At 66.1% G+C, this 20,852-nt stretch carries 21 protein-coding genes; 11 read left to right on the forward strand and 10 right to left on the reverse strand.

All coding sequences use genetic code 11. The annotated features are described in order from the left end of the window. Nucleotides 1-27: 27 nt before the first annotated feature. From GGQ90_RS13675 to GGQ90_RS13685, 3 genes are all read right to left on the reverse strand, one after another. Nucleotides 28-1,509, reverse strand: a complete 1,482-nt coding sequence (locus GGQ90_RS13675; protein ID WP_188082641.1) for a phytoene desaturase — start codon at nt 1,507-1,509, stop codon at nt 28-30. Beyond that, nucleotides 1,509-2,657 carry a lycopene beta-cyclase CrtY gene (gene crtY, locus GGQ90_RS13680; RefSeq protein ID WP_188082642.1) on the reverse strand — a complete coding sequence of 383 codons (1,149 nt, stop codon included), beginning with the start codon at nt 2,655-2,657 and terminating at the stop codon, nt 1,509-1,511. Before crtY ends, GGQ90_RS13675 begins: the two co-directional genes overlap by 1 nt. 61 nt (nt 2,658-2,718) lie before the next feature. Next, nucleotides 2,719-3,246 (reverse strand): cupin domain-containing protein, encoded by a 528-nt coding sequence (locus GGQ90_RS13685; RefSeq protein WP_188082643.1) that lies wholly within the window; start codon nt 3,244-3,246, stop codon nt 2,719-2,721. A gap of 185 nt (nt 3,247-3,431) precedes the next feature. On the opposite strand from GGQ90_RS13685, the gene GGQ90_RS13690 reads away from it, so the two are divergent. The 4 genes from GGQ90_RS13690 (at nt 3,432) to GGQ90_RS13705 (ending at nt 7,352) form a co-directional block, all read left to right on the forward strand. Further along, the gene (locus GGQ90_RS13690) at nt 3,432-4,214 is read left to right on the forward strand and encodes a hypothetical protein (RefSeq protein ID WP_188082644.1); all 783 of its coding nucleotides are present in this window, start codon (nt 3,432-3,434) and stop codon (nt 4,212-4,214) included. Between the two features lie 100 nt (nt 4,215-4,314). After that, nucleotides 4,315-5,052, forward strand: a complete 738-nt coding sequence (locus GGQ90_RS13695; RefSeq protein WP_188082645.1) for an SDR family NAD(P)-dependent oxidoreductase — start codon at nt 4,315-4,317, stop codon at nt 5,050-5,052. Nucleotides 5,053-5,116: 64 nt separating this feature from the next. Beyond that, a complete protein-coding gene (locus GGQ90_RS13700; RefSeq protein WP_188082646.1) occupies nt 5,117-6,586 on the forward strand; it encodes an aldehyde dehydrogenase family protein in 1,470 nt (489 codons plus the stop codon). A 31-nt stretch (nt 6,587-6,617) separates the two neighbouring features. Then, on the forward strand, nt 6,618-7,352 hold the full coding sequence (locus GGQ90_RS13705) for a TetR/AcrR family transcriptional regulator (protein WP_188082647.1): 735 nt from the start codon (nt 6,618-6,620) through the stop codon (nt 7,350-7,352). Between the two features lie 265 nt (nt 7,353-7,617). On the opposite strand, the gene GGQ90_RS13710 is transcribed toward GGQ90_RS13705, so the two are convergent. Genes GGQ90_RS13710 through GGQ90_RS13725 form a run of 4 tightly spaced genes read right to left on the reverse strand, consistent with a single transcriptional unit; the run spans nt 7,618 to nt 11,737 of the window. Beyond that, nucleotides 7,618-8,424 carry an enoyl-CoA hydratase/isomerase family protein gene (locus GGQ90_RS13710; protein WP_188082648.1) on the reverse strand — a complete coding sequence of 269 codons (807 nt, stop codon included), beginning with the start codon at nt 8,422-8,424 and terminating at the stop codon, nt 7,618-7,620. A gap of 10 nt (nt 8,425-8,434) precedes the next feature. Next, on the reverse strand, nt 8,435-10,645 hold the full coding sequence (locus GGQ90_RS13715; RefSeq protein ID WP_188082649.1) for an acyl-CoA dehydrogenase family protein: 2,211 nt from the start codon (nt 10,643-10,645) through the stop codon (nt 8,435-8,437). A 5-nt stretch (nt 10,646-10,650) separates the two neighbouring features. Further along, nucleotides 10,651-11,484 carry a coniferyl-alcohol dehydrogenase gene (locus GGQ90_RS13720; RefSeq protein WP_188082650.1) on the reverse strand — a complete coding sequence of 278 codons (834 nt, stop codon included), beginning with the start codon at nt 11,482-11,484 and terminating at the stop codon, nt 10,651-10,653. A 22-nt stretch (nt 11,485-11,506) separates the two neighbouring features. After that, a complete protein-coding gene (locus GGQ90_RS13725; protein ID WP_188082651.1) occupies nt 11,507-11,737 on the reverse strand; it encodes a ferredoxin in 231 nt (76 codons plus the stop codon). Between the two features lie 236 nt (nt 11,738-11,973). Here GGQ90_RS13725 and GGQ90_RS13730 point away from each other — a divergent pair, with 236 nt between their 5' ends. From GGQ90_RS13730 to dmeF, 7 genes are all read left to right on the forward strand, one after another. Further along, nucleotides 11,974-13,227 carry a cytochrome P450 gene (locus tag GGQ90_RS13730; RefSeq protein ID WP_188082652.1) on the forward strand — a complete coding sequence of 418 codons (1,254 nt, stop codon included), beginning with the start codon at nt 11,974-11,976 and terminating at the stop codon, nt 13,225-13,227. Beyond that, nucleotides 13,227-13,631, forward strand: coding sequence for a Zn-ribbon domain-containing OB-fold protein (locus tag GGQ90_RS13735; protein ID WP_188082653.1), 405 nt, complete (start codon nt 13,227-13,229; stop codon nt 13,629-13,631). The genes GGQ90_RS13730 and GGQ90_RS13735 overlap by 1 nt, the downstream gene beginning before the upstream one ends. Beyond that, nucleotides 13,628-14,794 (forward strand): thiolase family protein, encoded by a 1,167-nt coding sequence (locus GGQ90_RS13740; RefSeq protein ID WP_188082654.1) that lies wholly within the window; start codon nt 13,628-13,630, stop codon nt 14,792-14,794. Before GGQ90_RS13735 ends, GGQ90_RS13740 begins: the two co-directional genes overlap by 4 nt. Nucleotides 14,795-14,799: 5 nt before the next feature. Beyond that, complete coding sequence (locus GGQ90_RS13745; RefSeq protein WP_188082655.1) at nt 14,800-15,549, forward strand: DUF2889 domain-containing protein; 750 nt, start codon at nt 14,800-14,802, stop codon at nt 15,547-15,549. Next, a complete protein-coding gene (locus GGQ90_RS13750; RefSeq protein ID WP_246428246.1) occupies nt 15,524-16,531 on the forward strand; it encodes an alpha/beta hydrolase in 1,008 nt (335 codons plus the stop codon). Before GGQ90_RS13745 ends, GGQ90_RS13750 begins: the two co-directional genes overlap by 26 nt. A gap of 86 nt (nt 16,532-16,617) precedes the next feature. Then, complete coding sequence (locus GGQ90_RS13755) at nt 16,618-16,890, forward strand: metal/formaldehyde-sensitive transcriptional repressor (protein ID WP_188082657.1); 273 nt, start codon at nt 16,618-16,620, stop codon at nt 16,888-16,890. Beyond that, nucleotides 16,887-17,912, forward strand: coding sequence for a CDF family Co(II)/Ni(II) efflux transporter DmeF (gene dmeF / locus GGQ90_RS13760; protein ID WP_188082658.1), 1,026 nt, complete (start codon nt 16,887-16,889; stop codon nt 17,910-17,912). The genes GGQ90_RS13755 and dmeF overlap by 4 nt, the downstream gene beginning before the upstream one ends. A 163-nt stretch (nt 17,913-18,075) precedes the next feature. Here the strand turns inward: dmeF and GGQ90_RS13765 are convergent, their stop codons facing one another. From GGQ90_RS13765 to GGQ90_RS13775, 3 genes are all read right to left on the reverse strand, one after another. Continuing rightward, nucleotides 18,076-18,504 (reverse strand): protein tyrosine phosphatase family protein, encoded by a 429-nt coding sequence (locus tag GGQ90_RS13765; RefSeq protein WP_007706725.1) that lies wholly within the window; start codon nt 18,502-18,504, stop codon nt 18,076-18,078. A gap of 133 nt (nt 18,505-18,637) precedes the next feature. Then, nucleotides 18,638-20,410 carry a DNA helicase RecQ gene (gene recQ / locus GGQ90_RS13770; protein WP_188082659.1) on the reverse strand — a complete coding sequence of 591 codons (1,773 nt, stop codon included), beginning with the start codon at nt 20,408-20,410 and terminating at the stop codon, nt 18,638-18,640. Between the two features lie 93 nt (nt 20,411-20,503). Then, nucleotides 20,504-20,824, reverse strand: coding sequence for a hypothetical protein (locus GGQ90_RS13775; protein WP_188082660.1), 321 nt, complete (start codon nt 20,822-20,824; stop codon nt 20,504-20,506). Nucleotides 20,825-20,852 lie beyond the last annotated feature (28 nt).

Consider the following 20,852-nt stretch of genomic DNA (forward strand, 5'->3'; position numbering starts at 1 on the left):
TTCCAGTCCCGAAGCGCCGCGCGCTCCTCAAGCCATGTCCTGCAGCATCAGCGCCGCGGTCGCCTTGGCGCTGCCCACCACGCCGGGGATGCCCGCGCCCGGATGGGTGCCGGCCCCTACCAGATAAAGGTTGGGAATGACATCGTCGCGATTATGGGCGCGGAACCAGGCGCTCTGGGTCAACAGCGGCTCCAGGCTGAACCCGCTCCCCAGATGGGCATTGAGGTCGCGGCCGAAGTCGCTCGGCGCATAATGGAACTGGGTCACGATGCGTGATCGTATGTCGGGGATAAGCCGATGCTGGATCTCGTCCAGGATACGCTCGGCATAGGCCGGGCCAAACCGGTCCCAGTCGATCGGCAACTTGCCCATGTGCGGCACCGGCGCGAGTGCATAGAAGGTCGAATAGCCCTCCGGCGCCATCGACGGATCGGTCACGGTCGGGTGATGCAGATAGAGCGAGAAATCCGCCGGCAGCACGCCATGGCTGTAGATATCGGTCAGCAGCCCCTCATAGCGCGGACCGAACAGGATCATATGGTGGGGAATGCCCGGCCAGCTGCCCTTGATGCCGAAATGCAGCACGAACAGGCTGGGCGACCATTTCTTGTGCTGCAGCTTTTCCGCCTGCTTGCGCCCGCGCGGATGATGACCCAGCAAGTCGCGATAGCTGTGCATCAGGTCGCCATTGCTGGCGATCGCATCGGCCTCCCCGCGCCAGCCCGACGCGGTGCGCACCGCCACTGCCCGGTCGCCATGGGTCTCGATCTCGACCACCGCGTCGCCCAGCCGCAGCACGCCGCCCAGCCGCTCGAAATGGGTCGCCATGCCCTGCACCAGCCGGTTGGTCCCGCCCTTGGCGAACCACACCCCGCCATCCTTCTCCAGCTTGTGGATCAGGGCATAGATGCCGCTGGTGGTCATCGGATTGCCGCCGACCAGCAGGCTGTGGAAGGACAGGGCCTGGCGCAGGCGCTCATCCTTCACATGGCTCGACACGATCGAATAGACTGACCGCCAGGCCTGATATTTGGCGAGACTCGGCCCCGCCCGCACCATCGAGGCAAAGTCGAGAAAGGCGACCGAGCCGAGCTTGCGATAGCCTTCCTCATAGACGCCGTCGGCATAGGCTAGAAACCGCTCATAGCCCGCGACATCCTCGGGATTGAGCTTGGCGATCTGCGCGCGCAGCGCCACTTCATCGTTGGAATAGTCGAAATTGGTGCCGTCGCGCCAGTTGAGCCGGTAGAAGGGCGACACCGGCACCAGGCTGACATCCTGCGCCATGTCGTTCCCCGACAGGCGCCACAGTTCGGCCAGGCAGGCGGGATCGGTGATGACCGTCGGCCCCGCGTCAAAGGTAAAGCCGTCCTTCTCCCACATATAGGCGCGGCCACCGGGCCGGTCGCGCGCCTCGATCAGGGTGGTCGCCACCCCGGCCGACTGCAGACGGATGGCCAGCGCCAGGCCGCCAAAGCCCGCGCCAATGACAATCGCTTTCCGCTCCATCAGGCGGGTGGGTTCAACAATGCGTGCATGGCGTCCCTTATGCGCACCGGCGGGCGCCCGCACAAGATGCGGATGCGATCGGCGATGGTCGATCGTCCGGCATAGAAGCGCTGGATCAGCCCCGGCCGCAACCGATAGAAGCGGGCAAAGATGCGCCAGCGCTGGGCCGGCACCGCAGCGCCGAAGAGCATCCGGCCAAGCAGCCGATAATAAAACCCCTGTTTCCAGTGCGCCGCAGCATAGGCCCGCGTCGCCGCTGGCACCCCCTTCAAGGGCTGCTCCACCAGCCAGGCCGCGAATCGTACCGCATCGGGCAGCGAATAGCCGGTCATCGGCTGGAACAGCCCGGCCTTCACCCCGGCCCGCGCGACCGGGTCATCGGCTGGCCAGTAACGGTCGAAATCGCCGCCATGGACCACCGGCAGCACCCCGCTCTCGCTGTGGATAATTTCCTCCACCTGCCAGCCCTGCGCCTGCGCATAGGCCGCAATTCGTTCCGCGATTCCGGTCGCGTCCAGTTCCGGCCCGTCGCTATAATAGGTATCCTCGACAAAGATCGTCCAGGCGTCGCGCGGCAACAGATAGACGAAGCGATAGCCGTCGATCTGCTCGACCGTGGCATCCATGATCACCGGCCGCTCGACCCCGTGCGGCTGCGCCAGCCGCAGCGTCTGCCCGACGAATTTCTGCCAGCCACAGCGCAGCGCCGACAGGTCGCCCGCGCCCCGCGCATCGATCACCGCCCGCGCGGCGATTCGCCGCCCATCGGCCAGCCGCACCCGATCCGGCGCGACCTCGTCCACCGCCGCGCCGGTCAGCAGCCGATCGCCCAGCGCCGAACGGACATGCGCATCGAAACGGGGGGAGGCGATGCTGTTATAGGGCGTATCGAGCTGTCGCCCATAACCGGGAAAGCGCACTTCATGCCCCTGCGACCAGCGGCGGCTGACCAGCGGATCGACCAGCCAGCGATCGCGCGTATCGACATCGCCATCGAAGAAGGACCAGATATGGTTGCCCCCCACATGATCGGCCTGCTCGATCAGCAATAGGCGCGTGCCCGGCCGCCGCTCGGCAAAGGCAAGCGCGATCAGCCCCCCGGCAAGGCCGCCGCCAACAATTGCAAGATCACAGTCCAGATCAACCACCCACCCCTGTTAGCGATGGCGGTAACGAAGGCAAAGCACGATGGTCGATAATGGCCTTGACCTAACCCTGCCCGAACATCAGGCCCGAAGGCGGCGTTTCATGCGTCCACCGCTCTCGCTGGGTGACGACCTGCGCCACGGCCCGGTCCCAATAGGCGGGATTGTTGGCCAGCATCCTGATGTCGAAACTGTTCGCTCCACGGAACTCCAGCACCTCGACCCCCTGCTCGCCGGGGACATAGGTGTAGGGGACATTCGCGCCGACGAAGAAGCCGTCGCCCGCACCCAGTTCCTCCGTGCCGATGCGCAGCGATCCGGCCAGGATGAAATAGAGGCAGTCGACATCATGGCTATGGCGCGGCAGCGGAAAGCCGCTGCGGAACCAGGCATGGGTGAGGCTGAGGCCCGGCATGGCGAAGAGCAGCTTCACCCGCGTGCCTTCCAGCATGCCGGCCTCGACCGCGGCGATTGATCCTGCCATCTCGATCGGCGTCGGCGGCACCGTCGCCATCAGGCCGCTTTCCTCGAAATCGGTGGCGTCCTTCGCACGGAACAGGGCGAAGCGGGGCGCGGCTACAGGGTCGGTCATCACCCATCCTTCCGGCATGATTGCGGCGTCAGGATGCGGAGCGCTGCCGACAGGGTCAATTCGTGCCCGCTTCTCAATGCCCCGGCGATCATTGGCCGGCGGCTCTGGCATCCCCCGGGCATCCATGCTGGATTGCCGCCGCATAATGGGCCGGGACCAGCCGGCCGGGCAGCCGGGGACGAGGAATGAGCCTGTATACCACCATCCATCTGCACAATGTCGCGGCCGGCCGGGCGGAGGATTATGCGCGCTGGTTCGACGGCGCGCATCAGCAGGATCTCGCCCGGTTGCGCGGCTTTCGTTCGGCCGATCGCTACGAGGTGACGCCGCAACAGATCATGCCCGACATTCCCCAGCCCTGGCGTTTCCTGTCGGTCTATGAATTCGATTATGCCGCGCCGGAGATCGACCTGCCCGCGCTCGCGCCCTTGCTGGCGCAGGCGCGCGACGCGGGGCTGATCGACGACAGCGACGAAAGCGAGCGCATTCACAGCTATGCGATGTATTCGGACTGGGTCGCCAGCCCCAATCACCGGGCCGACCAGCCCTTTTCCGGGGTCTCGATCATCCTCGCCAATTTTGTCGCCGGGCGGGAGGCGGAATATCATCATTGGTACGACACGGTCCATGGCCCCGAAGTGACGCGCGTGCCAGGCAAGGTGGCGATGAAGCGCGGCCGGCTGTCGCCGCTCCAGGTCGAACCGCGGCGCTATTGTCCCGGCAGCGACCTGGTCTTCTGCGCCCAGCAGACCGACGACCTGCTGTTCACGGTCAAGGATTTCAGCGCGCGCGCGCGCGGCGTCAGCCCCAGCGGCGTCGCCTTCCAACCGCGCTCCTCGGCGGGTTCCTTCGCCCGCACGGTCCATTATTTCGCCAGGGCCAGCGGCACCCGCTTCTGGCCTGGCGGCATCGCCTATGATGGCGACCTGTCCGTCTATCCGGCCGATTTCGCGCGGCCGGCGGGCTGAACCGGGGAACCATCGCAAGCGCGATGCGGCATGGCCTTGCCGGGCCGAAGATCCCGTGCGCTATTAGCATGAAGTTTGAAAAGAACAGGTGGAGCGAGAGGTGAGCAAGGTCATCGTCATTACCGGTGCGGGCGACGGGCTGGGACGCGCATTGGCGCGGCGGTTCGTGCGCGACGGCGAAACCGTCATCCTGCTGGGCCGCACCCTGGCGAAGGTCGAGGCGGTCGCGCAGGAACTGGGCGAACCCCATTTTGCCGTCGCATGCGATGTCGGGAACCCCGACTCTGTTCGCGCCGCCTTTGCCGCGATTGCACAGCGCCACCCCAGGATCGACGTGCTGATCAACAATGCCGCGATCTACGAACCATTCACCCTGGCCGAGGTGCGCGACGAGCAGATCGCAGCATCGCTCGCTACCAATGTCGCAGGCCCGATCTATTGCGCGCGCGAGGCGCTGCCGCTGCTGCGCGGTGGCGGCCATATCATCAACGTCACCAGCGAATCCGTGCCGCTGAAAATGCCGATGCTGTGGCTCTATGCCGGCGGTAAGGCGGGCCTCGAACTGATGTCGGACATGTGGGCGCGCGAACTGGAGCCCGAGGGCGTGCGCGTCACCGTGGTCCAGGCGGGCATGATGATGGACGAGACCAAGACCGGCAGCAGCTGGCCGATGGACGTGTCGATCCGCTTCGCCCAGGAAAATGCCAAGGTCGGCCTCAACCTGCGCGAGCGCGGCATCAGCCATTATAATTCGGTGACCGACGTGTTCCGCGCCGTGCTCGACATGCCGGCGGACCTCCACATCGGATCGGTCGCCCTGAGCGCGCGCAAGCGCTGACCGGGCGACTTATCCCCAACGTCGACAAAAGTTATCCACAGAAGTTATCCACAGGAAGGCGATCATGGCCACTCTTCCCGAAGCCAAGCTCTATATCGACGGCGTGCTGCGCGGTGCCGAAGGCGGCAAGACCTTTGACGTGATCGGCCCCTGGACCGGCGAACCGGTCGGCGTCGCCGCCGATGCCTCAGCCGCCGATGTCGAGGCCGCGATCGTCGCCGCCCGCCGCGCCTTTGACGAAACCGACTGGTCGACCAATGTCGACCTGCGCGTCGCGCTGGTGACGAAGCTGCGCGACCTGTTCCAGGCGAACAAGGAACGGCTGTCGGACCTCGCCCGGCATGAGGCCGGCGCCGCGCTGGGGGCTGTCGGCCGTGCCCATGTCGACATGGCGCTCGACGGCTGGGACGATTATCTCGCCGTCTTCCCCCAGCTCAAATGGGACAAGGATTATGGCGGCCGCACCGGCTATGGCTTTGAAAGCCTGCGCAAGGCGGTCTATGAACCGGTCGGCGTGGTCGCGGCGATCACCCCCTGGAACGTGCCGCTCTATGTGAATGTCGGCAAGGTGGTGGCCGCACTGCTGGCGGGCTGCACCGTGATCCTGAAGCCCGCGCCCAACACGCCGGGCATGGGCGCGATCTTCGGCGAACTGGCGGCGGAGGCGGGCTTCCCTGCCGGCGTCATCAACGTCGTGTTCGGCAGCGATCCGGCGCTGGCCGGCGAGATGCTGGTCACCGATCCGCGCGTCGATCTCATTTCCTTCACCGGCTCGACCGGCGTCGGCAAGCGCATCATGGAACAGGGCGCCGCCACGCTGAAGCGCGTCTTCCTGGAACTGGGTGGCAAGTCGGCCAAGATCGTGCTCGACGATTCCGCCAATTTCGCGATGGACGTCGCCCAGACCATGCTGGTCTTCCATGCCGGCCAGGGCTGCGCCGTGCATTCGCGCCTGCTGGTGCCGCGCAGCCGCTATGAGGAGGCGAAGGCGATCCTCAAGCACGCCTATGCCAGCTTCGGCGATAATTGGGGCGATTTCGACAATCCCCAGCACATCATGGGGCCGGTCATTTCGCAGCGGCAGCGTGACCGGGTGCTGTCCTATGTCGAAATCGGCCAGGCCGAGGGTGCGACCCTGCTGGCCGGTGGCAAGGCGCGGCCGGACAAGGGCGGTGGCTATTTCATCGAGCCGACCTGCTTCGCCGACGTCACCAACGACATGCGCATCGCCCAGGAAGAGATTTTCGGACCGGTGCTGGTGGTCATCCCGTTCGAGGATGATGCCGACGCGGTGCGCATCGCCAATGAAAGCAGCTATGGCCTGTCGGGCGGCGTCAGTTCGGGCAATCTTGACCGGGCGATCAATGTCGCCAAGCAGATTCGCAGCGGTTCGATCAGCGTCAATGGCGGCATGTGCATCGCCGGCGACTTGCCTTTCGGTGGCTACAAGGCCAGTGGTGTTGGCCGCGAATGGGGCCTCGAAGGGATCGAGGAGTTCCTGGAGACCAAGCTGATTGCCTGGCGCGCGGCCTGAACCGCGCGACAGGGCATGGATAGGACGGGTTTTGACGGCAAAGGCATCGATCGCGGCGGAAGGGCCGTCGGAACCCAAGGGCCGGGGACGGACCACCAAGGCGCTGAGCCATAATCTCAATGGCCAGCGGCTGGGTCGCAAGGGGCGCGATACACGTGAGCGCATCCTGGCGGCGACCAATGAACTGCTGGCCGGGCCGGTCGATGTCGAGCTGTCGCTAAGCGCCGTCGCGCGCCAGGCCTCGCTCGGCATGACGTCGCTCTATAATTATTTCTCAGACCTCACCGAATTGCTGCTCGCCGTGCTGGAGCCGGTAATGGCGACGGCGGAGGCCGACTATGTCGGCCTGCTGCGGACCCGATGGAGCGAGGAGGAACTGGGCGAGAGGGCGCTGGCCTTCGTCACCGCCTATCATGGCTTCTGGGTCAAGCATTCGCGCCTGCTCCATTTGCGCAACAATATGGCCGATCGTCAGAATGAACGGATGATGCTGCATCGCGTCCATGCCGCCCAGCCGGTGATGCGGCTGCTGGTCGACCAGATGGATGGCGGCACCGAGGCGGCCGGATCGCCGGTGTTCAGCATGGGCACCGCGCTGATGACCGGGCTGGAGCGTGTCGTCACCGTCACCACCGACATGGCGCTGCAGAATATCCTCCATTCCCCGCATCCGCTGGCGCGCACCCATTTGCTGCGGGCCGAAGCGCGGCTGATGGAACTGGGCATCCGCGACTATCGCGCGATGCTCCGCGACGCGCGCGCCTGAGACCGGCGCGGGTCGACTTATCCACAGGCTTATCGACAGAAGTTATCCACAGCTTTTCCCACACCCCTCTGTGGGAAAAGCTGTGGATAAGTCTGTGGACAGATGAAGGCGCTTAGCCTGTGTTGGAAAATCCGGCCGTAGCCGGATTGCGCCGCACCAGCCCACACCCCCACCCGGCCGCCCATCAGGGTACCATGTCTGGGCGGCCGGGTGGGGGTGTGGGCTGGTGCCGATGCGCCGGAGGCGCATTTCTCCAAACGGACTTTTATTCCTTCTTGCCGCCAATGCCCTTCAGATAGCGTTCCATCCCCTCCAGATAGGCGGGGTTCAGCATCAGCGCGCTATTGGCCATGCGCTCGACATGGCGGCCCATGGACGGACCGACTTCGGCGGCCAGTTCGATCGCGATCTTGGCGGCGCCCATCTGCTCGCCATTCTGCTTGGTGAGGTGGCGACAGAAGGCGAGGGCAGCGTCCTCGAAACCCTCGTCCGGCATCACGTCATGCACCAGGCCCATGATGAGTGCGCGGTCGGCATCGGCCTTCTGGTTGCCCATGATCAGCCAGCGCGCCCAGTGCGGGCCACAGATGCGGGTCAGGCGGCTGACCCCGTTGGAGGCCGGCAGCACGCCGAACAGTCCTTCGGGGAAGGAGAAGGCCGCCGACTTGGCCGCCAGGCGGAAATCGCAGGACAGCGCCATTTCCAGCCCGCCGCCGACGCAGGTGGCGTGGATGGCGCAGACGATCGGCTTTTCCACATGCTCCATCTCGTCATAGATGCGCTGCATGCCGTTGAGCTGGAGCCGGTGATTTTCGCGGATGCCGCTGGGCGTGCGGGGATATTCCCTGGGCGACCCGCCGCTTTTCATGTCCGCGCCCGAACAGAAATAGCGGCCGGTCGACCGGATCAGCATCACCTTGAGGTCGGGCGTGTCGCGGAAGCGGATCAGCGCCGCCTCGAACAGCGCCATCGTTTCGGCCGACAGGGCATTGAGCTTGTCCGGCCGGTTCAGCGTGGCAATCAATATGCCATCCTGAACTTCGGTCAGCAGATGGGGAGCGTCGTCCGACATGCGATCTTCCTCAGGCGCGGGTGCGCGGCAGGCCCAGGCCCTTTTCCGCGATCATGCTGCGATGGACCTCGCTGGTGCCGCCATAGATGGTTGCGCCCTGGGCGTGGCGATAGAACATGTTGATCTCCTCCGCCGGCCCCTTGCGCTTGGAGAGCGAGGCCGGGGCGGTGAGGTCGAGCAGGTCGCGCGCGTCGGTCAGGAATTTCTCCGAACTGAACATCTTGGCCATCGGGCCATAGGCCAGGTTCGGCTTGTTCTCCATGCTCACCCACTGCGCGCGGAAGGCGATGAGTTCCGACGCCCACAGATTGGCGGCGGTGCGGGCGAGCCGCGCCTGAGCGCCGCCATCCTCGATCAGCGGCCTGCCCCTGTGGATAACTTCCCGGCACAACGCCTCGCCGGCGTGCAGCATCTTGCGCTGATATTTGGCGAAGCCGCCGCCATGTTCCAGTTCCAGGCTGGCGCTCATGGTGCGCACGCCGCCGTCGATCGTGCCCAGCCGCCAGCTGTCGGGGATGCGCACGCCATCATAGAAGGTGATGTTGGTGCGCTCGTCCTGGAAGGTGTGGACCGGTTGCACCGTCACGCCATCGGCCTTCAGCGGCACGATGAACATGGTTAGGCCCTTGTGCTTGGCTACGTCCGGGTTGGTGCGGCAGAGCATCAGCACATAGCTGGAAAGATTGGCGCCCGATGTGAACATCTTGGTGCCGTCGATCCGCCAGCTGCCATCCGCCTCCTGCGTCGCGCGGCATTGCGCGGCGAACACGTCGGAACCCGAGCCGGGTTCGGAATAGCCAAGCGAGCAGATCACCTCGCCGCGCATGATTTCCGGCAGCACCGCCTGCTTCAATTCCTCGGTGCCGAAGCGGTGGATGATGAGCGACACCATCTGCGTCACATTGGCCGCGGGGTTGTTATAGCCCTGCTCCTCGAACGCATCCATCGCCGCCGTCTTTTCATAGGCGGACAGGCCCCGGCCACCCACATCCTTGGGCAGGCCGAGATAGAGGAGATTCTGTGCCGCCAGCTTGCGGTTGAGTGCGGGGTTATAGCCCTCCCAGCTATAGTGGAAGGTCGCCCGCATCTCCGGCGTCACATTGGCGGCGAAGAAGGCGTTGATCTCGTCCTTGATCGCCTGCGCCGCCTCGCCCAGGTCGAAATCGACCGGCATCGGCCCGGCATCGGGCAGCGATGCGGCCTCATCGGCGTAGAGCCGGCGCCCGGCCTCGTCGAGCCAGCGCTGCGGATCGCCGCCGATCAGCGGCCAGGCCTTGGCCCGCAGATTATAGAGGAAGATGTCATATTCGGTGGTGAGGCCATAGCCGCCGAAGGTGTGGAGCGATTGCGCCACCGCCTTGGCCGCGCTCTGCGCATTCCACCAGGCCGCGATCGAGATCGCGCCTCCAGCTTCGGGCGCGCCGTCGGCCAGGTCGCGGATCGCCTTCCAAACCAGGAATTTGCCGCCGTCAATCTCGCAGAGAATGTCGGCCAGCGGATGGGAAATGGCCTGGAACTGGCCGATATACTGGTCGAACTGCTTGCGCTCGCAGGCATAGGCAGCGGCAAGCTTCAGCGCCTCGCGACCGATACCGGCCAGACCGGCGGCGATCAGCAGCTTCCATTCCTCGATCCCGGCGGCGAAGGTCGCCAGCGCCTCGGCTCCCGATGCCAGCACCGTGCGGGAATGCACCGACAGGTCGATCTCCGCGATCGGGGTGGAGGCGAGATTGTCCTCCGCCTTGCGCGCGTCTGCCGGCACGGTGACGAGGATGATGTCGTCGCCTGACCGGGCCAGCACCGCTTCGGCCACCAGACCGCCGCCAACCCACTGGACGGGCGTGCCCGCCACATCCTCGAAGGCGAAACCTACAACCGCATCGCCCGCCAGCACCCGGCCGAGCAGATCAGCGGTGGTTTCACCGCCCAGTTGCGCCAGCAAGCGCGCCGTCACCAGCACTTCGGCCAGCGGCCCTGATGCCAGCGTCCGGCCTGCTTCCTCCATCAGGATGGTCGCGTCGAAGAGGCCGAGGCCAAGGCCACCCGCCTCTTCGGGTACGCGGATCGACAGCGCCCCCAGCTCCGCCAGCCCCTGCCACAGGGCCGGGTCGAATCCGGTCGGTTCGGCCGCGCGCACGCGCGCCATGCTGCTATGCTCGTCCAGGAAGCGCGCGAACATGTCGCGCATCATGTCCTGATCGTCGGTCAGGTCGAAATTCATGGGGTTCAGGCCTCGGCGGGCGCCGAACGCCGCATCATGACGCTCAGGTCCACCTGGCCGGTGGCGACGCCGCCCATGAAGCCGCCATCGACCGGGAAGACCACGCCGTTGACGATGGAGGCGAGGTCGCTGTTCAGCAGCACGATGCCGCTCGCCTGCTCGGCCGGCGTGGAATAGCGGCCCATCGGCTCGGCGGCGGCGGCGACAACATCCTTGCCGGACGCGGCCTCGAACGTCGCCATCATCGGCGTCTGGGTGGGCGAAGGCAGGGTGCAATTGATGCGGATGCCCTTCTTGATGAGATGCGCGCCCATATACTGGGTCCAGACGATCACATTCTCCTTGGAGAAGCTGTAGCCTTCCTTGACCACATCATCGAGATGCGCCTCGCACCAGGCGACGGCGGCATCATAGCCCTTGGTGGTGACGAATTCCATGTTGGTCGGGATGCGACGGCTCCAACCCAGCCCTCCGGTGGAGGCGATGCTGGCGATCGCGCCGCCCGGCCCCATCAGCGGCAAAACCTGTTCGGTCAGGTGGCGCAGGCCGATGAAGTTCACCTTCATGACGTCGAGCGGCGGGAAGGACTGCGGCAGGCCGGCGCAGTTGAACAGCGCATCGACCTTGCCGCCGATGCCGGCCACCGCCGCCTCGATCGAGGCCGGATCGCGCAGGTCGACATTGGTGAAGGAGGCGAGCGGCAGGCTGCTGTCCTTGAAGTCCAGGCCATGGACCTCGGCGCCCAGCTCCAGCAGCAGCTTGGCGGTCGCCTCCCCCATGCCGGAGAAGCAGCCGCTCACGATCACGCGCTTGCCCTTATAGCCCAAAATGTCGCTCATCTCGCTCTCCTGGAATCTCTGATTATGCCTTGGCCTTGGGCGGCCAGCTGATGCTGCCATCATCTTCTTCGACGAAGATGATGCGTTCGGGGCAGGCGCGCGCGCCGCGCTTGGCGGTCTGCTGTTCACCGTCTGCCACGTCGAAACCCCCGGTCGCGATATAGCCGTCCTCGTCCAGCGGATACATGTCCTCGGACACGGCGGCGCAGCGGGCATTGCCCACGCAGCCTGATTTTTCGATGCGGATCTTCATCGGCCCTCTCCGGCTATTCTGACCTTCCTTAGAAAGGAGATTGCCCAGCCGATCAACGTGGCCTGCGGCACAATCGCCATCGCGATACGGCAGCGGGGACGCGGATCGTCGGTGCGTTATCTGGCGGCGGCGCCCCCTGCCCCTTTGCCTTTGCCGGGCCGCCGGGCAAAACGGGTCCGACAAGAAGGGACGCGCCCTGCGCGCGCTCGCCCACGCAGGGACAGACGGAGAGAATTATGGCCCACGCCACCTTGAGCGCCGCCGCGCCGCAGCCGGCCCATGTGCCCGACGCGCTCGTCTATGATTTCGATATCCACGCCGATCCCGGCCTGCTCGCCGATCCGCATGCCCGCATCCTCGACATGCTCAAAAATGCCCCGCCGGTCTTCTGGACGCCGCGCAATGGCGGCGGCTGGGTCGCGCTGACCCACGCGGCCAATTATGAGGCGTCGCGCGATACCGAGACCTATTCCAGCGAATTCGTGCCGGCCGACAAGATGAAGGCGCTGCTCGCCTCATTGCCGCCGGGCGCACCGCATATCCCGCAGCCGATCCCGATCACGCTCGACCCGCCCGAGCACACCAAATATCGCCAGCCGCTGCAGAAGGTCTTCTCGCCCAAGACGATCGCGGCCCTGAAGGACAGCATCCGCGAACTGGCGGGCGAACTGATCGACGCGATCAAGGCCGATGGCCAGTGCGAGTTCATGAGCACGGTGGCCGAGCCGCTGCCGGTGCAGGTCTTCCTCAAGATGCTGGGCCTGCCGCTCGACCGGCTGCCGGAATATCGCCAGATTGTGAAGGAGCATATGGAAGCGATCGATACCGATCGCGAAGGATCGATGCGCCGCCTGCAGCGCATTGCCGCGGCGATGCGCGACACCGTGCTCGACCGGAAGGACAATCCGAAGGATGACATCATCTCCATGCTGTGGAAGCTGGAGGTGGACGGCCAGCCGAGCACGCTTGCCGACATGGAAAATTACGGCGTGCTGCTGTTCATCGCGGGCCTCGACACGGTGATGAACGGCATGGGTCTCGCCATGCGCGGCCTCGCGCTCGACCTGCCGTTGCAGGACAAGCTGCGTGCCGAGCCGAAACTGGTGGCGGAAGCCGCCGAGGAAATGCTGCGTCGCTTCACCTTCACCGTGCCGATGCGGGTCATCAAGAAGCCGGCGGAGCTGGCCGGGGCCAAGCTGATGCCGGGCGACATGCTCAAGCTGTTCCTGCCCGCCGCCGATCTCGACGCGAAGGAGTTCCCGCAGCCAGACAGCTATGATCTCGATCGCGAGAACAATGTTCACATTGCCTTTGGCGTTGGTCCGCATCGCTGCCTCGGCTCGCACCTCGCCCGCATCGAGCTGCAGGTTCTCTATGAGGAGATGCTGGCGCGCATGCCGCAGTTCCGGCTCGATCCTGCCAAGCCCACAGTCTTCCACGGCGGCCATGTGATCGGCATAGAGACGCTCAATCTGGTCTGGGACGCCTGATGGTCTGGCAACGTTCGCGCCCGCGCCTCGACCGGGAAAATCGTGCCTTCTGGACCGGCGGGGCGGAGGGGAAGCTCAACATCACCCGCTGCGACGACTGCGGCCAGTTCACCCATCCCCCGCGCGAAATCTGCCGCCATTGCCAGTCGGAACATGTCGGCCCGCATGCGGTCGCCGGCACCGGCGCGGTCGATACCTATACGATCAACTATCAGGCCTGGGCCAAGGATATGGAGGTGCCCTTCGTCATCGCCCGTGTCCGGCTCGACGATGTGCCGGGGGTCTATCTCACCACCAATATCGTCAATTGCCCGGTCGATGCCGTCGACATGGATGACCGCGTCCGCGTCACCTTCGAGGAGCAGGACGGCATCTGGTTCCCCCTGTTCGAGAAGGTCGCATGAGCATGGCGCGCGAAGCCTATATTACCGGCATCGGCATGTCGGAGGTCGGCGTGCGGCTGACCCGGTCGCCGCTGGGCCTGACGCTGGACGCCGTGCGCGAGGCGATTGCCGACGCGGGCCTGACGCTCGACCAGATTGACGGCGTCGCCACCTATCCCGGCAAGATGTCGACCTTCCTCGGCTTCTCGCCGGTCAGTGCCGACGATGTGATCGAGATATTGGGCCTCAACACGCGCTGGCATATCGGCGCGGCGGAGGCGACGGCGCAGCTGGGCGCGATCGCCGAGGCGGCGATGGCGGTGAAGGCCGGCCTTGCCCGCCATGTCCTGTGTTTCCGCACCGTCTATGAAGCGGCGGCGCTGGCCCGCCCCGAGGAATTCCCGCCGATGGAACGGCGCAAGGATGTGTCGGGCAATTCGCAATGGGTCTCGCCCTTCGGCGCCTTCTCGGCCGCCAACTGGACCGCGCAATTCGCGATGCGCCACATGAAGCGCTATGGCCTGACCCGCGAACAGCTCGCCCAGGTGGCGCTGAACGATCATGCCAATGCGGCGCGCAACCCGCGCGCGATCGTCAAGAAGCCGCTGACCATGGACGACTATATGGCGGCGCGGATGATCAGTTCGCCCTTCTGCCTCTATGATTGCGACCGCTTCACCGATGCATCGACCGTGCTGATCGTGTCGGCGGGCGATGCGCTGGATGAGGTGAAGACGACACCGGTCCGCATCGCCGCCAGCGCCGGATCAGTCGAGCGCTACAGCTGGGATCAGGCCGAATGGGCGAGCGCCTATCCGACCGGGCGCGACCTGTGGAAGAACACGGACTATAGCGCCAAGGATGTCGATACCGTCCAATTCTATGACGGCTTCGCCTTCCAGCCGATCACCTGGCTCGAAGGGCTGGGCTTCTGCGATGTCGGCGAGGGCGGCCAGTTCCTCGAAGGCGGCAAGCGCATCGCGCTCGACGGCGAACTGCCGATGAACACCGGCGGCGGCCAGCTTGGCTGGGGGCGTCTGCACGGCTTCGGCTTTGCCTATGAATCGGTGGTGCAGTTGCGCGGCGAAGGCGGTGCGCGCCAGATCGCTGGCGACCCGAAGGTGGCCGTGGCGACATCGGGTGGCGGCCCGATGGCGGCGGCGCTGCTGCTGGCCAGGGACTGACACGCATGGACAGCGGGATGCTCGACCTGCTGCCCGGCTTTCGCCGTCGCTTCCTGGTGACGCCGCTGCCCGGCCGGGTGACGGCCGCGGTCGAGGATGATTATCATTCGATGGCGGTCATCCTTCACCATGACGGCGCGCGCATCACCGACGTCGAATCGATCATGGAGCGGGTGCCCTGGACCACTTGTCCGGGCGCGCCCGCCGTGCTTCAGGCGACCTTCACCGGGGTCGCGCTCGCCAATGTTGCGGCGCGCGGCGAGAAGAAGGCGAACTGCACTCATTTGCATGATCTGGCCGTGCTGGCCGCGGCCCATGCCGACGACGAGGCGCCGACCCGCTACGAGATTCTCGCCTGCGATCCGGTCGAGGAGGATCTGGCCGTGGCTGAGATTCGCCGCGACGGCATGCCGCTGCTGCAATGGGCGCATCGCCGCCATGTCATGGTCGCGCCGGCCGAGATGGCCGGCCAGTCGCTGATGAAGCTGCGGCCGTGGATCGATGCGCTGGACCAGCCAGAGCGGGAGGCCGCCCGGCTGCTGCAATGGGGCACGATCCTCGCCAATGGCCGGCTCATTCCGATGGAGCGGCAATCGACCGCGACCCGCGTCCCGCCCAACTGCTTCACCTTCCAGCCGGAAAATGCGGTCAAGGCGCAGCGTGTCGGCCGGGTGGTCGACTTTACCGCCGAACCTTTGGTGCCGCTCGACCATTTTGACGGCGCCGCCTATGACCGGCCGCGCGACGCAGGATAGAGGAAACGGGACGATGGACGAGGCGCGGAAACTGGTAGCTCCCGAATTGCGCGCGGCGCTCGACCTCTTCCCGCCGCTCGACCTGAGCGATCAGAATATCGCCGCCTTCCGCCAGCCCTTTGCCACCCGCCCGGCCGAGCCCATGCCCGAAGCGCTGGCCGCCGTGCAGCGCGAAGAAGTCTTCCTGCCCGGCGCGCCCGGATCGCCCGATGTGCGCTGCCTGCTCTATCGCCCGACGGAGACCGTTGGCGACGCGCTGCGGCCGGCCTATCTCCATATTCATGGCGGCGGCTTCGTGCTGGGCATGGCCGACATGAGCGACCTGTCCAATCGGGCCTGGGTGGCGCAACTGGGCTGTGTCGTCCTGTCGGTCGATTATCGGCTGGCGCCCGAGACGCCGTTTCCCGGTGCGCGCGACGATTGCCATGTCGCGCTCGCCTGGCTGCATGACCAGGCCGAGGCGCTGGGCATCGACCGCAGCCGTATCGCGATCGGCGGCGAGAGCGCGGGCGGCGGCCATGCCGTGGCGCTGGCGATCCATGCCCGCGACCAGGGCACCTATCCGATCTGCTTCATGCTGCTCGATGCGCCGATGCTCGACGATCGCACCGGCAGCAGCGCGCCGCTCCACCCCGTCACTGGCCGGTTCGTCTGGACGCCGGTGCAGAATCGCTATGGCTGGGGGGCACTGCTCGGGCAGGAAGCCGGGACCGACCATGTCCCGACCGACGCCGTGCCGGCCCGCTGCCCCGACCTGTCCGGCCTGCCGCCTGCCTTCATCAGCGTCGGCGCGCTCGACTTGTTTCTGGAGGAGGATATCGACTTCGCCCGCCGGCTGATGGCGCTGGGCATCGCGGTCGAACTCCATGTCACGCCCGGCGCCTATCATGGCTTCGGCCTTGCCGGCCCCGATACGCCGCAGATGCAGGCGCTCCAGACGATGCGCCTTGCCGCCCTCCGCCGCGCCCTGGCCGCGCAATAAGCCCCGGCCTCTACGCACCGCCAGCCCCCTCCCCAACGATGAGAGCGTCTTGTCCAACTCATTCACATAGTATAGGGGGGTATCCTATGCACATCATCGCGGATCAGGACAAATTGCTGGCGCGGGTGCGCCGCATCGCGGGGCAGGTCAACGCCGTCGAGCGCCAGTTGGCGGGCGATGCGGGCTGCTCGGAAACACTCCAGCTGGTCGCCTCGGTGCGTGGCGCGGTCGGCAGCCTGATGGAGGAACTGATCGAGCAGCATATGCGCGAGCATGTCGCCCGCCCCGGCCTGACCGACGAAGCGCGCACGGCCGCCACCGAAGAAATGCTGGCGCTGATCCGCCGCTACGGGAAATGACCATGCACGACGATCACGCCCATGGGCACCATCATCATGGCGCGGGCTGCAACCATGAGCATGCGCATCATCCCGCCCCGCCGCCGCCGCCGACCGACAAGGATGGCGAGGAACGCCATTATTTCGACCATATCTATTTGAGCGCAGGGCATGACAAAAATGCCAGGCGCACCCTGTGGGTCGTCTGGCTGACTGCCGCGACCATGGTGGTGGAGATCGCCTTCGGCTGGATCACCGGGTCGATGGCGCTGCTGGCCGACGGCTTCCACATGGCGACCCATGCCGGCGCGCTGGCCGTGGCCGCGGCGGCCTACAGCTATGCCAGGCGCCATGCCCGCAACCCGCGCTACACCTTCGGCACCGGCAAGGTCGGCGACCTGTCCGGCTTCGCCTCTGCGCTCCTGCTGCTGCTGACCGCGCTCTTCATCGCGATCGAGTCCGGCATGCGCCTGTTCGAGCCGGTGCAGGTCGCCTTTGGCGAGGCGACCCTGGTCGCGGTGGTCGGTCTTGCCATCAATCTGGTGAGCGCCCTGCTGCTCGGCCACGACCATAGCCATGATCATTCGCATGGCCATGCCCATGACGATCATGACCATGGTCCCGACCAGAAGGGCGGCCATGCCGACAACAACCTGCGCGCCGCCTATGTCCATGTGCTGACCGATGCGCTGACGTCGGTGCTGGCGATCGCTGCGCTTCTCGCCGGTCGCTATCTGGGCTGGTGGTGGCTCGATCCGGCGGTCGGCCTCCTGGGCGCAGTGGTCATCGCCCGCTGGGCCTGGGGCCTGATGAAGGACACCGCCGCCATCCTGCTCGACACCGCCGAACCCGCATTAATGGCCAGGGTGCGCGGAATGGTCGAAGCCGAAGGCGCCACCATCCGCGATCTCCATGTTTGGCGTATCGGCCCGCACGCCCATGCCGCGATCATCAGCCTCGCCCCCGGCGCCGACGGCGCCAGGGTCCGCGAACGGGTCCGCAGCCTGCCGCGCATGGAGCATGTCACGGTGGAGTGCGGCTAAACCCCCGCACCTGTCCTACAGAGCCGGGCCTATGTTAGGCTGCGCCCGGCTCTTTCCTATCGTCCGGCGCACCCATCTCCTTCGCAAGATGATTTCCTACAGGAGCAAGGAAATGTCGAAATGTGCGGGAAATATGCGAAGTTAAGCGGACGAAATCCTATTTTCAGGCGGGCTTCAACGCATCCATGATCTGGCGCACCGGGGTCAGGTCATAGCCAGCCGCCTCGGCCTGCGCCGCCAGCACATTGGCATTGTCGCCCGCCCGCGCCCGGGTCAGTGCCCACAGCAAGGTGCTACGCGTGCCCGACCGGCAATAGGCCAGGATCTTGCCCTCGCCCGCCTGCTCGATCGCGGCGGCCATGCCGTCGAGCTGCCAGGGCGCGAAGCCGCCATGGGCGACCGGCACGGCGGCATAGGCGACACCGGCATCGATCGCCGCCGCCTCGACCGCAGCGCCGTTGGTCTGCCCCGGCTCCTCGTCATCGGGGCGGTTGTTGATGATCATGGTCACGCCCAGCGCCTTGGCGGTCTCCACCTGATCGACGCTGATCTGGGGCGAGACATAGAGGCGGTCGGTCAGCTGGCGGAACATGGGCAAATCTCCTTCGCCCCCGCCATGCGCCCGCCCGCCGCAGGATTCAAGCGTCTGAACGCCCACCCGGCATTGATGCCCCTTCATCCGTTCGTTTCGAGCCTGTCGAGAAACGGGGCCACAAGCTCAGCCGCTACAGATAGGGCCGGATCGCCGCCAGGAAGGCATCGCCATAGGCGTCCAGCTTCTTCTGCCCGACGCCACTGACCGTGCCCAGTTCATGGATGGTCGCGGGCCGCTGCTCCGCCATTTCCCGCAGCGTCGAATCATGGAAGATAACATAGGGCGGCACCCCCGCGTCCTGCGCCAGTTCGCGGCGACAGGTGCGCAGCGCGTCGAACAGCGGATCGCCGACCGGATTGGCGTCGCTGCCATTGCGAGCGTTGCGCTTCTTCCGCTCGCGCCGGGGCGGCACCAGGATGCGCACCTCCTCCTCGCCACGCAGGATCGGCCGGGCATTGGGGCCGAGCATCAGCCCGCCATGCTCGGTCGTCTCCAGCGCGTCGCGCACCAGCAGCGCGCGCGACACCGGCCGCAGCAAGGCCGTCTCGTCGCCATCGACGATCGCATAGACGGAGATCCTGTCATGCCCGCGCTCGCGAATCTTGTCGGTCACCGCCCCGCTCAGCACCGCCTCGATATGCCCCGCGCCGAAACTCTGGCCGGTGCGATAGACCGCCGACAGATATTTGCGCGCGGTCTCGGTTGCGTCGACGCTGGCCGGCGGGGTCAGGCAATTGTCGCAATTGCCGCAGGTCGGCGACGGGTCTTCCCCGAAGTGCCGCAGCAATATCGCGCGACGGCAGGTCGCGGTCTCCACCAGCGCGCCCAGCGCCGCGATCCGCGCCCGCTCGCCCTGCTGGCGCGCCGGTTCCAGCTCCATGATGCGCTGGCGGGCGCGGGCGAAATCCTCCGCCCCCCAGAAGAGATGCGCCACCGCCGGTTCACCATCGCGGCCGGCGCGACCCGATTCCTGATAATAGCCCTCGATCGACTTGGGCAGGCCGGCATGGGCGACGAAGCGCACGTCGGGCTTGTCGATCCCCATGCCAAAGGCGACGGTGGCGACCATCACCATATCCTCGCTGGCGATAAAGGCGGCCTGGTTGGCGGCGCGCTGGGCCGGGTCCATGCCGGCATGATAGGCACGCACCGCCCGGCCACCGCGCCCCAGCGTCTCGGCCAGCTTCTCGGTCGCCGCGCGGGTCGGCGCATAGACCACGCCCGGCCCCGGATTGGCGGCGAGCAGGTCGGCCAGTTGACGCGTCAGCCCGTCGCGCGGATGGACGGCATAGCGGATATTCGGCCGGTCGAAGCCCGAGATAATCAGGCCATCCTCGGGAATGCCGAGCTGGACCAATATATCCTTGCGGGTATGCGCGTCCGCCGTCGCCGTCAGCGCCAGCCGCGGGACATCGGGAAATTCATCGAGCAGCGGCCGCAGCAACCGATAGTCGGGGCGGAAATCATGTCCCCATTCGGACACGCAATGCGCTTCGTCGATCGCGAACAGCGCAACCTTCGCCGAGCGCAGCAGATTGCGGAACCCCTCACCGCTCGCCCGTTCCGGCGCGACATAGAGCAGGTCCAGCTCGCCATTGCGCAGCCGATCCTGCGTCTCGCGCCAGTCGGCATCGACGCTGGTCAGGCTGGCGGCGCGGATGCCCACGGCGGTCGCCGCGCGCAGCTGGTCATGCATCAACGCGATCAGCGGCGATACCACCACGCAACAGCCATCGAGCGCCACGGCCGGCAGCTGGTAGCAGAGCGACTTGCCCGCGCCGGTCGGCATGATCGCCAGGGTCGGCTGCCCGGCCATGACACGGCCGACCACCTGTTCCTGCACCCCGCGGAAAGTCGTGAAGCCGAAAATATCATGGAGCAGCGTGGGAATGTCGCGGGGCATCCAGCGGCCTTAGCGACTCAAGACCAACGGTGCCAGTGGCGCGAAGTGCCGGTTTGAGAATGCGCCATCCAGCGCATTCCGGCACCAGCTCCCTTAACCCACCGGATCGAGCAGACAGCCCCAGCCCGGCTTGAACCGCGCAGTGCGCGACGCCAGCAGCGGCACATGGGCCTCTACCGCCCGCTCCTCCGGCTTGTCGGTCAGCCGCACCATCGCCATGCCCGGCTCCTTGTCGCCCTGGCAGCTTCCCATGGCACGCCCTTCGACATAGCGGCAGGAACAGGTCAGCCGCGCGCCATAGGCCGAGCCGAGCTGCGCGCGGGCACGCAGCGTCGACCAGTTCCACGCCAGCGCCGCCAGCAACGCGAAGAGGATCAGTCCGGCGACGATCCACCATTTACCACGAACCGCCATGGTCCTTCTTCCCGCCTCCATGCTAAGG

It is taken from the genome of Sphingobium scionense, from assembly GCF_014197035.1.
Lineage (GTDB): Bacteria > Pseudomonadota > Alphaproteobacteria > Sphingomonadales > Sphingomonadaceae > Sphingobium > Sphingobium scionense.

What these genes read in the sequence shown, in the direction of transcription:
- GGQ90_RS13765 (WP_007706725.1), bottom strand. Translation starts at nt 18,504, where the DNA reads ATGTTCCGCCAGCTGACCGACCGCCTCTATGTCTCGCCCCAGATCAGC.
- GGQ90_RS13715 (WP_188082649.1), bottom strand. Translation starts at nt 10,645, where the DNA reads ATGAATTTCGACCTGACCGACGATCAGGACATGATGCGCGACATGTTC.
- GGQ90_RS13725 (WP_188082651.1), bottom strand. Translation starts at nt 11,737, where the DNA reads ATGAAGATCCGCATCGAAAAATCAGGCTGCGTGGGCAATGCCCGCTGC.
- GGQ90_RS13740 (WP_188082654.1), top strand. Translation starts at nt 13,628, where the DNA reads ATGAGCATGGCGCGCGAAGCCTATATTACCGGCATCGGCATGTCGGAG.
- dmeF (WP_188082658.1), top strand. Translation starts at nt 16,887, where the DNA reads ATGACCATGCACGACGATCACGCCCATGGGCACCATCATCATGGCGCG.
- GGQ90_RS13675 (WP_188082641.1), bottom strand. Translation starts at nt 1,509, where the DNA reads ATGGAGCGGAAAGCGATTGTCATTGGCGCGGGCTTTGGCGGCCTGGCG.
- recQ (WP_188082659.1), bottom strand. Translation starts at nt 20,410, where the DNA reads ATGCCCCGCGACATTCCCACGCTGCTCCATGATATTTTCGGCTTCACG.
- GGQ90_RS13750 (WP_246428246.1), top strand. Translation starts at nt 15,524, where the DNA reads ATGACCGGCCGCGCGACGCAGGATAGAGGAAACGGGACGATGGACGAG.
- GGQ90_RS13755 (WP_188082657.1), top strand. Translation starts at nt 16,618, where the DNA reads ATGCACATCATCGCGGATCAGGACAAATTGCTGGCGCGGGTGCGCCGC.
- GGQ90_RS13710 (WP_188082648.1), bottom strand. Translation starts at nt 8,424, where the DNA reads ATGTCGGACGACGCTCCCCATCTGCTGACCGAAGTTCAGGATGGCATA.
- GGQ90_RS13745 (WP_188082655.1), top strand. Translation starts at nt 14,800, where the DNA reads ATGGACAGCGGGATGCTCGACCTGCTGCCCGGCTTTCGCCGTCGCTTC.
- GGQ90_RS13720 (WP_188082650.1), bottom strand. Translation starts at nt 11,484, where the DNA reads ATGAGCGACATTTTGGGCTATAAGGGCAAGCGCGTGATCGTGAGCGGC.
- GGQ90_RS13730 (WP_188082652.1), top strand. Translation starts at nt 11,974, where the DNA reads ATGGCCCACGCCACCTTGAGCGCCGCCGCGCCGCAGCCGGCCCATGTG.
- GGQ90_RS13775 (WP_188082660.1), bottom strand. Translation starts at nt 20,824, where the DNA reads ATGGCGGTTCGTGGTAAATGGTGGATCGTCGCCGGACTGATCCTCTTC.
- GGQ90_RS13700 (WP_188082646.1), top strand. Translation starts at nt 5,117, where the DNA reads ATGGCCACTCTTCCCGAAGCCAAGCTCTATATCGACGGCGTGCTGCGC.
- GGQ90_RS13735 (WP_188082653.1), top strand. Translation starts at nt 13,227, where the DNA reads ATGGTCTGGCAACGTTCGCGCCCGCGCCTCGACCGGGAAAATCGTGCC.
- GGQ90_RS13690 (WP_188082644.1), top strand. Translation starts at nt 3,432, where the DNA reads ATGAGCCTGTATACCACCATCCATCTGCACAATGTCGCGGCCGGCCGG.
- GGQ90_RS13685 (WP_188082643.1), bottom strand. Translation starts at nt 3,246, where the DNA reads ATGACCGACCCTGTAGCCGCGCCCCGCTTCGCCCTGTTCCGTGCGAAG.